Origin of the sequence: Gilliamella intestini, assembly GCF_900094935.1 — a bacterium.
Classification (GTDB): domain Bacteria; phylum Pseudomonadota; class Gammaproteobacteria; order Enterobacterales; family Orbaceae; genus Gilliamella; species Gilliamella intestini.
On the sequence record NZ_FMBA01000018.1, the window covers coordinates 17,835 to 34,011 of the forward strand.

At 34.2% G+C, this 16,177-nt stretch carries 12 protein-coding genes; 7 read left to right on the forward strand and 5 right to left on the reverse strand.

The window, feature by feature from the left end:
• Positions 1–22: 22 nt before the first annotated feature.
• Positions 23–2,623, forward strand: coding sequence for an IgaA/UmoB family intracellular growth attenuator (locus tag GA0061080_RS06285; protein WP_091122753.1), 2,601 nt, complete (start codon positions 23–25; stop codon positions 2,621–2,623).
• 36 nt (positions 2,624–2,659) lie between these two features.
• On the opposite strand, the gene GA0061080_RS13115 is transcribed toward GA0061080_RS06285, so the two are convergent.
• On the reverse strand, positions 2,660–2,815 hold the full coding sequence (locus tag GA0061080_RS13115) for an integrase core domain-containing protein (protein ID WP_091122756.1): 156 nt from the start codon (positions 2,813–2,815) through the stop codon (positions 2,660–2,662).
• An 848-nt stretch (positions 2,816–3,663) separates the two neighbouring features.
• On the opposite strand from GA0061080_RS13115, the gene GA0061080_RS06300 reads away from it, so the two are divergent.
• From GA0061080_RS06300 to GA0061080_RS06325, 6 genes are all read left to right on the forward strand, one after another.
• Positions 3,664–5,376: an IgaA/UmoB family intracellular growth attenuator gene (locus GA0061080_RS06300; protein WP_091122766.1), complete on the forward strand. Its 1,713-nt coding sequence runs from the start codon at positions 3,664–3,666 to the stop codon at positions 5,374–5,376.
• A 233-nt stretch (positions 5,377–5,609) separates the two neighbouring features.
• Positions 5,610–7,247, forward strand: coding sequence for a glutamine hydrolyzing CTP synthase (pyrG, locus tag GA0061080_RS06305; RefSeq protein ID WP_091122769.1), 1,638 nt, complete (start codon positions 5,610–5,612; stop codon positions 7,245–7,247).
• A 47-nt stretch (positions 7,248–7,294) separates the two neighbouring features.
• A complete protein-coding gene (gene eno / locus GA0061080_RS06310; RefSeq protein WP_091122775.1) occupies positions 7,295–8,596 on the forward strand; it encodes a phosphopyruvate hydratase in 1,302 nt (433 codons plus the stop codon).
• Positions 8,597–8,838: 242 nt separating this feature from the next.
• Entirely contained in the window at positions 8,839–9,765 is a 927-nt protein-coding gene (locus GA0061080_RS06315; protein WP_167349193.1) for a VirK/YbjX family protein, read from the forward strand.
• An 84-nt stretch (positions 9,766–9,849) separates the two neighbouring features.
• Positions 9,850–10,764: a LysO family transporter gene (locus GA0061080_RS06320; RefSeq protein WP_091122784.1), complete on the forward strand. Its 915-nt coding sequence runs from the start codon at positions 9,850–9,852 to the stop codon at positions 10,762–10,764.
• A gap of 42 nt (positions 10,765–10,806) precedes the next feature.
• Positions 10,807–11,691, forward strand: coding sequence for an ATP-dependent metallopeptidase FtsH/Yme1/Tma family protein (locus tag GA0061080_RS06325; RefSeq protein WP_091122788.1), 885 nt, complete (start codon positions 10,807–10,809; stop codon positions 11,689–11,691).
• Between the two features lie 24 nt (positions 11,692–11,715).
• Here GA0061080_RS06325 and GA0061080_RS06330 read toward each other — a convergent pair whose 3' ends face one another.
• From GA0061080_RS06330 to GA0061080_RS06345, 4 genes are all read right to left on the reverse strand, one after another.
• On the reverse strand, positions 11,716–12,261 hold the full coding sequence (locus GA0061080_RS06330; RefSeq protein WP_091122791.1) for a methylated-DNA--[protein]-cysteine S-methyltransferase: 546 nt from the start codon (positions 12,259–12,261) through the stop codon (positions 11,716–11,718).
• 142 nt (positions 12,262–12,403) lie between these two features.
• Positions 12,404–13,168, reverse strand: a complete 765-nt coding sequence (locus tag GA0061080_RS06335; RefSeq protein WP_091122835.1) for a histidine phosphatase family protein — start codon at positions 13,166–13,168, stop codon at positions 12,404–12,406.
• A gap of 13 nt (positions 13,169–13,181) precedes the next feature.
• Positions 13,182–14,513, reverse strand: coding sequence for an OprD family porin (locus GA0061080_RS06340; protein WP_091122795.1), 1,332 nt, complete (start codon positions 14,511–14,513; stop codon positions 13,182–13,184).
• A gap of 269 nt (positions 14,514–14,782) precedes the next feature.
• The gene (locus GA0061080_RS06345) at positions 14,783–16,177 is read right to left on the reverse strand and encodes a glycoside hydrolase family 1 protein (protein WP_091122800.1); all 1,395 of its coding nucleotides are present in this window, start codon (positions 16,175–16,177) and stop codon (positions 14,783–14,785) included.

Sequence of the window (16,177 nt, forward strand, 5' to 3'; positions counted from 1 at the left end):
AAGAATAAGGAAAACACAAAAAATGGATACAATTTCCACTTTAAAAATCATTTTACTCTTAATTACGTTATTTAGTGCCTTAATTGGTCTAAGTAAATGGTCTGATTTTAAATCTGAACGTAAGCAAAACAAAAAAAATCTAGAAGAGTTTATTAATAATCGCAAAACAACAAGAAGATTAACAGCAGAAGAACTTGAGCTTATAACACCTTACCTTACCAATAAAAAATTAGTTAAACCTTATAAATTAAAATCATCATTAATTGACTCCGAAGTATCAATTATTGAGGGTTCTTGTATTCGCCACAGTTTTTATACCAATTCAGAAGAAACGGATTTTTATTATGAGATAGATGGTATCGAAGCCCTATTTCCTTATAATTTACAGCTATTTTCTTTAAGTCATAATGTTGCGGAAGTGGTTTTTACCTCGAATTATGCGATAGTCGTTAGTTTTAATGGCTATCGTTTAGACGCGTTAGCGGATTTTGGGGCTACACCTAATAAAAAAACTAACATATATGATTCATCATCATTTTTTTCCGACTTAACTCGGCCAATCAAAGAAGAAGAACAGCAACTACTTGAACCTTATCTTAACAACCCAACCATGGTTGGACATTATGAACATAGCTCCACGTTAGTTAGTTCTGATGTGTCAATTATTGTTGGTTCATGTATTGCTATTAATCATTCTAATAATAGTAATGATCCTATCTATACTTATCAAATTGGTGATATTGTTGTCTTTTTCCCTTATGACATGGAACGATATGTTGAAGATATTAACATCGTGCAAGTTGTCGTTACTGAACACTATGCATTAGTAGTCAAAATCAATCAATATGACTTAAAAACAGCAAAACAAAAACAAGAACAACTGCAGCAACAACGGCAAAAGCAACAAAATAAAAAAACTTATTTTGAATCCGCTTGGAAAAGCAAAAAAGAAGAAATCTTACCGGAACAAAACCTAGCCGATGCCAATGACAGCATAATGAAATTTGATGAAGAATATATTGAAATAGAACCTATAATTAGTTATAAAATAGTTGAACAACGTCAAGAAACACCGATAGAATCTTCAAATAGAAACAAAAAAAACAATGGCATATTGGCCGCTGTTTTTTTAGCTTTAACTGTTATACTCTTTATTAAGTATTGGTACACTTTTGACTCATGGTTACCGCTATTTATTGGGCTCAGCTTGCTTGTATCTATTGTCTTTTACCTGCGTAAGGCACAATCTTGTACCTTAGAGGTTAACCGCATAAAAACAAAAATTCACTATAAAGACGACATAAAAAACAGAATACTCGTTGGCGATGATCGAACTTTAAAATATCCCGCCTATTGGACTCCTTTTTTACCTTATAAATCTGATGAAGATGTTGATATCGATGTCATTGTAAAAAAAGAAAAACTACTTCGTTATGGCAATTTATTATCCATCAGCCGTGAAATTGAAGAATTTGGCCCACCCAAATTTATAATGCGCAACCTTATTCTATTTGTTACTGCGTTTATTTTATCTATTATGACTTTCAAACTAGTTGATATCACCAGCAACTTGCAACTAGCTACTTATCCTTTAGATAGCAATGTTTCTGTTTGGGAGATTAAAGATGCCAAGTCTTTAAAAAACAGCCCAATCAAAAAAGGCGATTTAATTAATATAAAACTTAAAGGTGCATCATGTAATGCAGAAAGCGATATGTATTTGGAAGATTGTGATAAAGTGTTTATCAACCAACAAATTGCGAGCAATATTGAAGAAGCCAAAGCGAATAGTAATTTAGTCGACGCATTATTTGACGGCGACTTAATTAAAACAGTACGAGACAACGACGTAAAACAGCTTGAAAAAGAGCTAAATAGCGAAAAAAACAAAAAAAACAGCAGCTACAACAAGGAATACCAACCCGGCAGTGTGTTAAGCAAACTGTTACATGTTGATCGCTTAATTCTAACTGTTGACCAAAGCTGCCAATTGTTAGAAGAAGACAAATGCAAACGAATAAAACTAATTCTAATCAAGACTATCAAACTAACCGACTCTAAGCTAGAGCAATGGCCACAACTAGTTGAATATAGCAAACAACACCATAACTACGACAAAATTATCGTAGCGAGTACGCTTGAATACCTAGAGACACAAATCAGCAACTTACAAAAAAGTATGTCATTTTACTACCTAGAAAAAGCGAACACAGCTCTAACTAATTATCAACAATCACCACAAAGTGTCAGCTTAGCGTTAGCAAATGCAAATGAGATCAAAATCAACTATCCAGATGAAGACAAAGATATAGTCCTATTACAAACATACTATAACGCCTTATCAGGAAAGGGCGGAAAGGTCAATGTTTCAGGTTTAGTGACAGAGGTTGATTACCAAAATGACAACACCGTTTCGAATCTAACTATCGATGATGACCTGCTATATCGCATCTATCAACAGCGGCTATTATCACTAACATCACCTGTATTTATTGGTGTTGTTATTTTTATTATTACAGCTTTAATAGCATTGTCTAATGGTATAATAATTTGCTGCAAACTTATTGCCAATAATCAACGAAAAAACAACATTATCAAAGCATATGAAAATAGAATCAAATAATTACTATATTTAATTTGTAGGAAAACGCCGAGTTGTTTACACTTTATGATTAAAATAATCCTCTAAAAACTCATAAGGCGTTTTTCCAAAAATCGCTTTATGCGGTTTAACGGTATTATAAAAATTAATAAAGCGTTTAAGCTTTTGTTTTCTATCTATTGAATCGCTAAATATATGCTGATTATGCCACATCGCAATTCAAAGTTTGTATCACTCTTTCGGCTTTCTCATCGGTTTGTGGGCAGGCGGGATAGGTACATTTTTGCTTGATGCGCCGATTATCACGCAGTTTATCTAAACAAATCAATACAGTATAATTTTTGTTAAAAAGTTTCAGGAGTGCACTACGTTTATGTATAAAAAACTTAAAAATCAAATAGATACTATCTAGTAAATATTCTCTAGTTTGCTGCTTCGTTTGATTTTTAAGTAACGGCAAACCGTAGGTATCAGTCTGTCGCATTTTACTCAGAGAGGTTTTTTTATCGCCTTCGATCTTTATCAGTATTATTTAAATATACATTCTGTCAGTAATTTTCAAAAAAACCTTGAAGCTGAGCTTTTTGGAACTACTGATCGAGTTTATTACAGTGCTGTAAATGAGCTAATTAAGTTAGATATTGTTGAAAAAAGTGAAGGAAAATTAGAAATCAAAAATATAAATAAACTTAAAGAATTTATTAAATGTAAGGGCAAAATTCCAGTTTAAATATCTAATACAAACAGACACAATTTGCTAACTCATACAATTAAAACATCAATTAAAATTAATTATTCAATTGTGAGATAAGGTTGATTCTTGTTTGTTGTATTGGTTTTTATGTTTTAAAAATTGATGCAACATTGTTCTTATAAATTAATAATGGTCTGTATATAATGGTCACGAATTATATTTTTAGTTAAAATTGTTCGTTCTGGTATTATCGGTTTTCTCGCAGTGAGAAAACAGTAAATCATTAATTTTCGTGGTTAAGAAATTAAGACTGAATTTTTTCAGTTAGTTATTATTATAAAATAAGATTTATAAGGAATAAGTTACAATGCAAATATTAGGTTTGGTTGTCTTAATTCAATTTATTATTTCATTTATTTTTTATCCTATAAAAAAGTATAGAAGTACTAAGTATAAAAAAAAGCTAATGGCAGGTAGTTCGGTTAACAACCTCAAATCTATTAGAATGTTAACTGAAGAGGAAAGAAAAAGTGTAGAAAGCTATTTATCGATAACATGTGACCAATCATCAGGGAAAAAAAAGTCATCATTAGTTTCTCGAGAAGTGATGTTAATATCCGGTGAGTGTATTAAACAAACTGAATTTTCGCATTCTGAAAACACTTATTCCTATAAAATCCATAATATTGATGTTGTATTTCCTTTCAAAATGGATCGTTATCTTAGTGATTATAACGAAGTTGAAATTGCGCTTACGCAAAATTTCGCTATCGCTGTTAAGTTAAATGATCACAAAATAGGTTCAGCATTATATGCTACCTATTTGGCAGATGAAAAAAATGAAAAACAAAGTTCGGTATATTGGCTGAGCGGCGCTTCAAAATTCTCAAAAGGCGAAAACTTAGATGAAAATATTAAACACACTGTAAGTCCACATCCTAAACTGAGTGAAAAATTGGGTTACGAAATTTTATCAGTTCGAAAAGAAACATCGCAAGAATCAGCTTCCCGTAATAAATTAAATCGAGGGATACTCACGGCATTTTTTTGTTTTTTTGTAGTAAGCTATTTTAATCGTTTTTGGGATACAAAAGAGTTGAACGATCTGTTTTGGTTTGGAGTGAATTTTCTGGCTGCTATTTACTTTTATTTTCGTAAACCAAAATCTAAAACAAAAGTGCAATTTATTAATCAAGTAAGAGGAAAAATAAATAAAAAAATTGTTAAATCCAATGAGATTAAAATTGGTCATGATTTGATATTAAAGTATCCTAAAAATTGGCAATCATTTATTCCTGAAAATAGCACTTTTGATGTTGATTTGGATGTTGATATTGACAGTAAAAAAATTGTCCGTTATGGCTACGACATGTCGGTTAGTAAAGAGGTTGAACAATTTGGTCCACCAAAATTTTGGGGGCGTAATTTATGGCTTTTTTTATTTGGCATGTTCTATCTTTATGCTGTCAATTATCAAGCAAAAGTGAGTGATAATTTCTCATTTGTTTATCATCAATTTAATCACGATTCAAAACGTTGGTTTTTTGATGATGCATCAAAATTAGTCACTAGTAATATTAAGTCGGGTGATGTAGTAAAATTAAATTTTTTAGACGTGTCATTGACATGTGAAGTATCTGTTAAAAATAAAGCCGATAGATGTATTCAAGCATTAATTCACAGTGCAACTACCGATACCTCTTTTCATTTAGCCAATTCCACAAGATATTTTGTTTTACATGGTATAAATGAAAAGATAAGTTCTCAATCGGGTGAAAGTGTAGTTCCACAATCTGACAAAAACTTTCATACAGATCATATCGTGGTCACGATGTCGGGATTCGTTTCAAATGTTGATTATGACACTAATCATACCATTTCAACATTAACCATAAATACGCAAGAGTTATACCAAAAAGATATAAGCGAAAATCTATTGCCAATTTGTTTAAACCTGCTGTTATTTTTGCTTTTAGCTTCAGTGACCATTTTTAACGGTATTATGTTCTTGTTGAAACTGATTCAGAATCGACTTCGTAACAATAGAATTAAAAAGTTATACGCTAATGGTATAATTTAGATTGATTTTCGCGATTATTGATATTATTTAATAAAAGTTCATTAGCTAAACTAGTTATAAGTTTGGCTAATATGCTTGTTGAAAACATCCGTTAAAATTAATTATTCAATTGTTAGGTAAGGCAGATTCTGTTATACTAGTTTCCCGTCTGATTCATCATATATTGCATTGGTTTTTTATCATTTAGCCTTAGTGTAATATTATTCTATTAAATAAATAATGGTCTGGTATTAATGGTCACGAATTATATTTTTGTTACAGGCGGTGTCGTTTCTTCTTTAGGTAAAGGCATTGCCGCAGCATCACTCGCTGCAATTTTAGAAGCCCGCAATTTAAAAGTCACCATGCTTAAACTTGATCCCTACATTAATGTTGATCCAGGTACAATGAGCCCGACTCAACATGGTGAGGTTTTCGTGACGGAAGACGGTGCCGAAACCGATCTTGATTTAGGTCATTATGAGCGTTTTATTCGCACTAAAATGACGCGAAAAAACAACTTTACTACGGGTCGCATCTATTCTGATGTGTTGCGTAAAGAGCGTCGTGGGGATTATTTAGGCGCAACAGTTCAGGTTATTCCTCATATCACAAACGCAATTAAGTCGCGTGTGATTGATGGTGCGAAAGGTTTTGATGTTGCGATTGTTGAAATCGGTGGCACAGTGGGCGATATTGAGTCATTGCCATTTTTAGAAGCAATTCGCCAATTAGCCGTTGATGTGGGGCGTGAACATACCTTGTTTATGCATTTAACATTGGTTCCTTATTTAGGATCAGCTGGCGAAGTTAAAACCAAGCCGACACAGCATTCAGTAAAAGAATTATTATCAATTGGTATTCAACCTGATGTGTTAATTTGCCGTTCTGATCGTGTTATTCCTGCTAATGAGCGCGCTAAAATTGCACTATTTTGTAATGTGCCTGAGCGTGCGGTTATTTCACTTAAAGATGTCGATTCTATTTATAAAATTCCGGCATTATTAAAATCACAAAACTTAGATACTTTTGTTTGCAAACGTTTCAATCTTGACTGTAAAGAAGCCGACCTTTCTGAGTGGGAACAAGTTATTTATGAAGAAGCTAACCCAGTTGGTGAAGTGACTATTGGTATGGTAGGTAAATATATTGCTTTACCAGATGCCTATAAATCAGTGAATGAAGCATTAAAACACGGTGGATTAAAAAATCGTTTAACGGTGAATATCCGTTATATTGATTCAGAAGATCTTGAGTCACGAGGTACTGATTTACTAGAAGGTTTAGATGCTATCTTAATTCCTGGTGGATTTGGTTATCGTGGTGTTGAAGGCAAAATTATGGCAGCTCGCTATGCACGTGAAAACAAGATCCCGTACTTAGGTATCTGCCTTGGTTTACAAGTGGCTATGATCGAATATGCACGTAATGTTGCAGGTATTAAAGATGCTAACTCAACTGAATTTGTCAAAGATTGTGCAAACCCAATTATTGCTTTAATTACAGAATGGAGCGATGAATCGGGCAATGTAGTACAACGTAACGAAAATAGTGATTTAGGCGGCACCATGCGTTTAGGTTCACAAATTTGCCATTTGGAGCCAAATTCATTAGTATATAATATGTATAAAAATGAATCGATTACCGAGCGTCATCGTCATCGTTATGAAGTGAATAATAATTTATTACCAGAAGTGGTTAAAGCAGGGTTAAAGGTGACTGGGCTTTCAACCGATAAAAAATTGGTTGAAATCATTGAAGTTCCTGATCATCCTTGGTTTGTTGCCTGTCAATTCCATCCAGAATTTACTTCAACACCGCGTGATGGACACCCGCTATTTAGTAGTTTTGTTAAGGCTGCCAAAGCTTATCAAGAGCAGCAACAAAAATAGTTTTAAATTAACATTTGTAATATATCTGTCATATAGAGGAAAATAACATGGCAAAAATCGTTAAAGTACATGGTCGTGAAGTCATCGACTCTCGTGGTAATCCAACTGTTGAAGCGGAAGTTCATTTAGAAGGTGGATTTGTTGGTCTTGCTATCGTTCCATCTGGTGCGTCAACAGGTTCGCGTGAAGCGTTAGAACTTCGTGATGGTGACAAATCTCGCTTTTTAGGTAAAGGCGTATTAAAAGCGGTTGAAAACGTTAACGGCCCAATTGCTAAAGCTGTAGTGGGTAAAGATGCATTAGATCAAGCGGCTGTTGACCAAGCTATGCTTGATTTAGATGGAACTGATTTTAAATCTAACTTAGGTGCTAACTCAATTCTTGCAGTATCTTTAGCAACGGCTAAAGCAGCCGCAGCCGCTAAAGGTGTGCCACTTTATCAACACGTTGCTGACCTTAACGGTACTCCAGGTCAATATTCAATGCCATTACCTATGATGAACATCATCAACGGTGGTGAGCACGCTGATAATAACATCGATTTACAAGAATTCATGATCCAACCAGTTGGTGCTAAAACAGTACGTGAAGCAATCCGTATGGGTTCAGAAGTCTTCCACAACTTAGCAAAAGTTTTACATGCTAAAGGCATGAATACTGCTGTTGGTGATGAAGGTGGTTTTGCGCCTAACTTAGGTTCAAATGCTGAAGCTTTAGCATGTATTAAAGAAGCAGTAGAAAAAGCAGGTTATGTTTTAGGTAAAGACATCACTTTAGCTATGGACTGTGCTGCATCTGAATTCTATAACAAAGAAACTGGTAAATATGTATTGAAAGGTGAAGGTAACAAAGAATTCACTGCTCAAGAATTTACTCATTACTTAGAAGGCTTAACTAATGAATATCCAATCGTATCAATCGAAGACGGTTTAGATGAAAGCGATTGGGAAGGTTGGGCTTACCAAACTAAAGCATTAGGTCACAAAATCCAATTAGTGGGTGATGATCTATTTGTAACTAATACTAAAATCTTTAAACAAGGTATTGAAAAAGGTATCGCTAACTCTATCTTAGTTAAAGTAAACCAAATCGGTACATTAACTGAGTCTATCGCTGCAGTTAAAATGGCGAAAGATGCAGGTTATACTGCAGTTATTTCTCACCGTAGTGGTGAAACCGAAGATTCTACAATCGCTGATTTAGCTGTTGGTTTAGCTGCGGGTCAAATCAAAACAGGTTCAATGAGCCGTTCTGATCGTGTTGCTAAATACAACCAATTAATCCGTATTGAAGAAGCATTAGGTTCAAAAGCACCATTCAACGGTTTAAAAGAAGTTAAAGGTCAATAATTCGTTTTTACAAAAGACGTTATTGCTTAAAAAACGGTGACTAGTTCACCGTTTTTTATTTTCATTTAATTTAATCTTGCATAATCATAGGAACAGTTGCACCAACTCAGGTTGTGTTGTACTCTTATCGTTTGATTTTTTTATGGCTGATTATAAATATCAATGCGTATTGATTTAATCGCCAGTAATTAACAGAATAACTAACTCGATTTTAATTTCTACTTATGAATAATATTACGAATATGTCTAGGCCAAAAAGTAAATGGCAACTTTTTAACTGGCTTTATACTGGTAAATTACCGTTAAACGAATTATGGCTTAATCCGACTTATCGTTATAAGTTTTTTTTCAGAACCTTGTTTTTAAGCCCAATCACCTTAAAATGGCTTGATAAATTAAGACAGTACCCTCTACTTGGCGATTATTTTTCGTGCCAAACAAATTTGCCGTGTAAATTACAGCGTCCTTATTTAGCCTCTTGCTTGAGTCAAAAAGCCCGTTATGACGCTTTGGCGTATCACTATGATTTTTTAGCTAAACAACCTGACAGTGTAAGCAAGGCTTTTTATAATCCACAATTGCCTTTTGTATTGGCAGATGTAACGGTTAAAAATGAACAAAACATCCAAATAGCAGTGCAAGCCCGTAATAAATTTGCAAGAGAGGGCGAAATCAGCCTTTATTTTTATGATAGTGATGGCATTGATTTAGCCACTTTGACGTTTTCAATCGTTGAATATCAAGGTAAGCCAACACTGTTTATTGCTGGCTTACAAGGGACAGGGCATGATGATGCGCGTACGCGTGTGCAAAAAGCGACTAAAGCGTGCTATGGACTGTTTCCTAAACGCATTGCGGTCGAAGCCGCACTAACGATTGCGCGTTATTACCAGTTAACGCAAATTGTTGCCGTGGGCAATAAAACCCACATCTATAATAATTGGCGTTATAACAGTCGTCAGGAGCGTATTTTGTCTGATTATGATAATTTTTGGTTAACACTTGATAGCAAACAAGATGCCAATGGTTTATTTATATTACCAAGTCAAATTAATCGAAAATCAATTGAAGAAATCGCCAGTAAAAAACGTTCAGAATACCGAAACCGTTACGCTTTATTGGATCAGCTTCAACTTAATATTGAGCAAAAATTAGCATCATTGATTTAATGATTAGCAGTAACATGTTTAAAACATAGGTTTGATCCAATTATTTAAAAATCAAAATCAGGAATAGTTAAGGAATAATAAAATATGTATTTTGGTATTCTTATTGCGTTAGTGCCATTGTTTATTGGTTACTTAATTAAGATTAAAAATGATAATTTGATAGCCAAGATTAACCAAACGTTGAGTTGGATGGTTTACCTTATTTTATTCATTATGGGATCTGAACTTGCACATTTAGATAACTTAACTACAAATTTACAAATGATTTTATGTTATACCGGTGTTCTTTTTGTTTGTACATTTGGCGGTAATTTTGTTGTTTTAATTATTTTTGATTATTTTCTTTCTACCCAGGCATATAAAACAGATCAAACTTACGAATCATGTTTTAAAATGATTTTTGAGTCATTGCGTGTTTGTATTGCATTAATTATCGGGTTTATTTGTGGATTATTTCCATTATTTATTTGGCAATATGCAGAAAGTACCACTCAGGTTGTATTGGTTTTTTTATTGTTTTTAGTCGGTATTCAATTGCGCAGTAATAATATTTCAATCAAGCATATTCTGCTCAACAAAATAGGCATAATTACAACGCTAGTAGTTACGATTAGTGCATTTTTGGGGGGCTTTGTTGCGTCATTTGTTTTAGATTTGCCCGCACGAGTTGGTCTTGCTATGTCATCGGGTTTTGGTTGGTATTCGTTATCGGGTATTTTAATGACAGAAGCTCACGGCCCAGTTATTGGTAGTGCTACTTTTTTAAATGATATTCTGCGTGAATTATGCGCAATTATCTTAATCCCAACACTAATTAAACGCTACCAATTAACCACATTAGGTCTGTGTGGTGCAACATCAATGGATTTTACCCTACCGATGTTACAAAAAGGCGGTGGGATAGCAATTGTCCCTGCCGCTATTGCTCAAGGTTTTTTATTGACACTTATAATGCCGATATTAATCACGCTATTTAACTATGGAGGGGTTTGGCTTTAGCTTAATAAAAGCAAAGCCTACTTAAATGGAGTAAAAAAGGTAATGGGAAAGTATAGTTTATTAAAAGGTAAAGTAAGATATTTAAAAATATCTAAAGAAAAAGAAGAAAAGTATAAAAATCCTGAAGAAAGTGGTTTTATTGAGTCAATTTTGGGGCTATTTATTATCGAGATGATCGGTGGATTTATTCTAATAACCGTAGCTATATGTAAGTTTGTTTATGAATTTGTGCTTAGTTTATTAACTTTTGGGTTACTACAAACCAAGCTATTAAAAGGCACACCATTTGTTTGTTATATCGGTAATGTCAAAGTTAAAGGTAAGCTAGAAAATGTCGCTTTTAACAATGGTGATTACGTCGAAATGGTCGTCAAAAAAATTGATAAGAACACATATCAAGCTTATGCCGTCCGCTTTCCTAAATATCATGCTTTATTTTTTCCTAAAGGAGTTGGTCTTTCGACGTTGCAATTGCTGAAGTATTGTATGTTTGGTGTTGGCTCGATAATATTATGTACTGATATTCTGATTTTCATTAGTATATTATTCAATCATGAGTGGGGTTCTTCAGAAGTGATAGAAATTACCACAACAAGCTGTATTGGCTTTGTTGCTTTTGTGTTCTTTTTCTTCTTCGTTTTTGGTGGGCGGTCAACTTTTATTTGTAACCGTATTTATGCCACTTTAGGTTATCCAAAACCGTGGTTACACAACAGTTGGTATGAAGAATTCTTGTTTTTCAAAATGAATCGTCGTCGGGATCCTGAGCTATTTGATGATCCTCAAACGCCAGAATTTCAAAAAATTAGAAATAAAGATATACAGCATTCAGCTAATTATTACTGTCGAACACCCATTATACCAAGTTGGGTAAATATTATAGATGAAAGTAAATATGATGTACAAATAACCAATCACTTAAAATAAACAAATTAAAAAGATTTCGTTTTTTTAGATTGTGCTTAAATGACCTTGTTTAGGCATAAAAAATAGTGTGGTGTCGACCCCTTCGTGTTGTAGCAATTGAATTTTTTTATCTATACCCCCAGCATAACCCGTTAAATTACCGTTTGCGCCGATAACTCGGTGGCAAGGAATAATGATTGATATGGGATTATGACCAACAGCCCCGCCTACGGCTTGGCTAGACATGTTTGCTTTGTTTGTTTTAATGGCGATCTGTTTTGCGATATCGCCGTAAGTAATGACCTGACCATATGGAATTTTGCATAAAATTTCCCATACTAAGCTTCGAAAAGGCGTGCCATTTGGTGCAAGCTCAAGTTGAGATAGATTCGGTTTCTTTCCTGAAAAATAATCATCAAGCCATTTTTTAGTTGAGTTAAAAATCGATAAATTTGGGTTTTCTTCCGTTTGTTTATTGATTGTATGACCAAAATATTTTTCACCTTCAATACAAGCCCCAACGAGCTTATTTTGTTGACTGGCTAGGGTTATTAGTCCCACTGGAGATGAATAATTGCATAAATAAAACATATTGGCCTTTTAGTAACATTTAATAAATACACTATTAAATTATGCTTGTTTATGGCGATAAATACTACAAATTTATCGATTAATATTATGAGCTAATAGTAAATGTGGAATATGGCTCATTGGTGAGCCATATATTTTGAAGTTATTTTGCTTGATTTTTGCCTTTTTCGACGTAGCTCATATCTCCAAGGCTTTCAACAATAAATTTACCATCGTCGGTGTAACGAATTTTAGTAACACTTGCGTTACCTAACCCAGCTGTAATTGGTTTATCTTGCCACTCTTGAACCATAGCCATAATTGCTAAACCGTGAGATACTACAAGTACGTTGCCACCACCTTGTGATTTGGCTGATTCAGCTATGGCTTTTAATGATGCTTGCATACGATTTTTTACTTTATTGTAGTCTTCGGCTTCGCCTGATTTCTCAACTGCGGCGATTGCATCCATCATTGTTTTTAGGGTAACCTTGCCTTGAGCCATATCCGCCATTAGCTCTTTATCTGATGCATAACCTAAATGCTGTGCAGCTGGTGTCCACATGTTCGGATCAAAATCTCCTTCATAATCGCCAAAACACTGTTCACGTAAACCTTCCATTTCATTAATTTGAATTTTATCGCCTTTAGCTTCTAAAACAATGCGAGCAGTTTGTCGTGCTCTACCTAAATCACTTGAATAGACTGAAATAAATTTGACATCTTTCAACCCTCGTCCTAGTTGTTCAGCCACCTCGACACCTGGTTTTGTTAGCGGTGTATCAGACCAACCTTGAGCACGATGTACGTTATTGAACATGGTTTTGCCATGCCTAGTGACGTAAAGGTAAACATCATCAGCAAAAGCTTGTGATAGAGTTGAAATAGCGATGATTAATGAGCTGATTAATATAATAAATTTTTTCATTGTTTTGTCCTCTTTATAATAAATTAAATCGGTAATCAATTACCGTTTCCGCCGAAAGTGAAGGTGAACGTTGGTATTTTCCATGTCTAAGTTTAGGTGTAAGGTCTGAAGCACTGACAGTTTTATAAGACCAACCATATCCAACCTTCGATAAAATAGAAAAATTTTTAAAAGCGCCACTAGTTGGTTTCCATATATCAAAAACGTTAATTTCGCCATTTTTTAATGTATTATGTTTGTAGTTAAATTGTCCATAATTCATATATAGACCAGTGCTATTATCTTTAACAAAATCATAACTCATTACTGTTGTTAGTACTAGTTCACCATCACGTAAATAATCTGAGCCAGCAGCGGCAAGACCGTTAAAGCGAGCACGAGTATTTTTACCTAAATGTCGATTATAATATCCGATAGCGTTATGTTTGTTAGCGTCTGTATAGGCTAAACCGACTTTAATACTCCAGTCTTCTTCTTTCCATTCGACATCGGTTGCATAGTGCCATGCGTGATCTTCAAACTCTTTTTTGTTTTGTTTCATGGCATCATAATTGTCAAGAGCATAACTTCCGTAGAATTGTCCGCCTAAGATTAATTTTTGTATTGGTTTATACGATAATTCAATCACATGGCGTCTTAAATAATCTTTAGCAACACCATAAGAATAATCTAAAGTAAGATTTTTATCTTTATAAGCGATTTCAGCTGTTGAAATATTATTAATGATTTTTTTACGATCGGCCGTTAAAAAACGTAATTTTTTAGCAGATTCGCGGGGTAGGGTGCTATCAATATAAGCCAATGAAAAGTAGAAGTTATCATATTTTAGCGTACCACTATAACCCAAATAACTATTGCGAGTAAGATGTCTTGATGAGCTTATTACCCCAAAATCTTTCAAACTATGCCAGCCAACTTTGCCTTTGAAATTAATGGTGTCATTACCAACTTTAATTTTGGCATAGCGTTGGGTAAATTTATTAAAACCGTGAGCGTTGTGCTTGTTATAACCTTTGCCATCGTTATAAAGTAGGTTACGGGTCGCAAAGTAATCACTGGCGCCTAATCTTATTATGTTATCATAGGTGACATCAAAACCAATCATGTCAAATAAATAACCTGATTTATAATCAAAACTAAATGCTTGCCCCCAAGCGCTGTGTACCTCTTTAGGTTGGGATGCATTTTCTTTTAAATATTTCCAATGGTTTCGGGTAGAAAATACAAATTTGGTGTCTTTAAAAAATGTATCATCGAGGATTGAGTTGTTGTGGGCTGTTGCATTTGCTAGCATAGAATAACTTGATATCCCTAATAGCATTATTGTGAGATATTTTATTTTCATTGTTCTTTTTCCTAATCGTTTTTATATTAAAAAAACCTAAATACCAAATCAGAGAATAATTCTCTAATTAATATTTAGGTTTTGCCTGCCAAAAAGCAGTAACAATCCAATAATTTAAAGTTTTGTTTTATTTTTATGTATATATGTTTTTTATAGTAATATGATTAATTTAAATAATTTATATCTCCATTCGATTAGCTATTTACCTTGTCACATGTTTATTAAAAAATAATAGGGGGGATGAGTAGCGTCAATCCTCCCAGATTATCTTATGCTTTCAAATTTTCACCTTTTGATGAAATCACTGATTGATACCAGTAGAAGCTTTTCTTTTTATAACGATTTATTGTGCCTGTGCCGTCTTGGTTTAGGTCAACATATATAAAGCCATAACGTTTGGTTACTTCGGCTTTTGATGCACTGATAAGGTCGATTGGTCCCCAGCTTGTGTAGCCCATAACTTCAACACCATCGTTAATGGCTTCTCGGATTTGTACTAGGTGATCATTCATATAGTTAATACGGTAATCGTCATTAATCGTGCCATCTGCTTCTAATTTATCTTTAGCACCAAGTCCATTTTCGACAATAAATAATGGTTTTTGATAACGTTCATAAAGTAAATTAAGTAGGTAACGGATCCCAATTGGATCGATCTGCCACCCCCATTCGGATGCTTTAAGGTAAGGGTTAGGCACCATATCTAAGATATTACCTTTGGTTTTTTGAGACTCATCGGATGTTGCACAACAGCTCATGTAATAACTAAATGAAACAAAATCGACGGTTTCTTTTAGATCGTGTTTATCTTGTTCGGTAATTTCCAGTTTGATGTTATGTTCTTTGAAGAATCGATTCATATAGGTTGGGTAATAACCACGCACTTGCACATCACCAAAGAATAACCAACCATGGTTTTCGTTATGTGCAGCCCAAACATCTTCAGGTTTTGGTGTTAATGGGTAGGCTACAGCACCTAATAACATATTACCGATCTTGGCATCAGGGATGATGTCGTGACACAATTTGACCGCTCGGCTACTGGCAACAAGTTGGTGGTGAATAGCTTGGTAAATTTGCTGTTTAGTGCTATTTCTATCCAAACCTACACCAGTGAATGGTTCATGTAGTGACATGTTGATTTCGTTAAATGTTAACCAATATTTGACTTTATTTTTGTAACGTTCAAATACGGTTTTTGCGTAATGGGTAAAGAACTCAATTACTTTACGATTTCCCCATCCACCATATTGGGTAACAAGATAATAGGGCATTTCATAATGTGATAAAGTGACTAGTGGTTTTATGTTGTGTTTTGCCATTTCATCAAATAATTTGTCATAAAAGGCTAAACCAGCTTCATTAGGTTGTTCTTCATCGCCATTAGGAAATATGCGTGTCCAAGCAATTGACGTGCGTAAACAGGTAAAACCCATTTCGGCAAATAGGGCAATATCTTCAGGATAGCGATGGTAAAAATCAATCGCATTATCTTTTATGCTAGTAATATTATGTTTATTTCGATCAATAATATCGCCAAATAAGCCGTTTGGTGTGCAGTCTGAAGTGGATAATCCTTTTCCGCCTTTTTGATAAGCACCTTCAACTTGATTGGCGGCAATAGCTCCGCCCCAAAGAAAATTATTAGGAAATTGTGTTGACAT

What these genes read in the sequence shown, in the direction of transcription:
- GA0061080_RS06285 (WP_091122753.1), top strand. Translation starts at nt 23, where the DNA reads ATGGATACAATTTCCACTTTAAAAATCATTTTACTCTTAATTACGTTA.
- GA0061080_RS13115 (WP_091122756.1), bottom strand. Translation starts at nt 2,815, where the DNA reads ATGTGGCATAATCAGCATATATTTAGCGATTCAATAGATAGAAAACAA.
- GA0061080_RS06300 (WP_091122766.1), top strand. Translation starts at nt 3,664, where the DNA reads ATGCAAATATTAGGTTTGGTTGTCTTAATTCAATTTATTATTTCATTT.
- pyrG (WP_091122769.1), top strand. Translation starts at nt 5,610, where the DNA reads ATGGTCACGAATTATATTTTTGTTACAGGCGGTGTCGTTTCTTCTTTA.
- eno (WP_091122775.1), top strand. Translation starts at nt 7,295, where the DNA reads ATGGCAAAAATCGTTAAAGTACATGGTCGTGAAGTCATCGACTCTCGT.
- GA0061080_RS06315 (WP_167349193.1), top strand. Translation starts at nt 8,839, where the DNA reads ATGTCTAGGCCAAAAAGTAAATGGCAACTTTTTAACTGGCTTTATACT.
- GA0061080_RS06320 (WP_091122784.1), top strand. Translation starts at nt 9,850, where the DNA reads ATGTATTTTGGTATTCTTATTGCGTTAGTGCCATTGTTTATTGGTTAC.
- GA0061080_RS06325 (WP_091122788.1), top strand. Translation starts at nt 10,807, where the DNA reads ATGGGAAAGTATAGTTTATTAAAAGGTAAAGTAAGATATTTAAAAATA.
- GA0061080_RS06330 (WP_091122791.1), bottom strand. Translation starts at nt 12,261, where the DNA reads ATGTTTTATTTATGCAATTATTCATCTCCAGTGGGACTAATAACCCTA.
- GA0061080_RS06335 (WP_091122835.1), bottom strand. Translation starts at nt 13,168, where the DNA reads ATGAAAAAATTTATTATATTAATCAGCTCATTAATCATCGCTATTTCA.
- GA0061080_RS06340 (WP_091122795.1), bottom strand. Translation starts at nt 14,513, where the DNA reads ATGAAAATAAAATATCTCACAATAATGCTATTAGGGATATCAAGTTAT.
- GA0061080_RS06345 (WP_091122800.1), bottom strand. Translation starts at nt 16,177, where the DNA reads ATGTCAACACAATTTCCTAATAATTTTCTTTGGGGCGGAGCTATTGCC.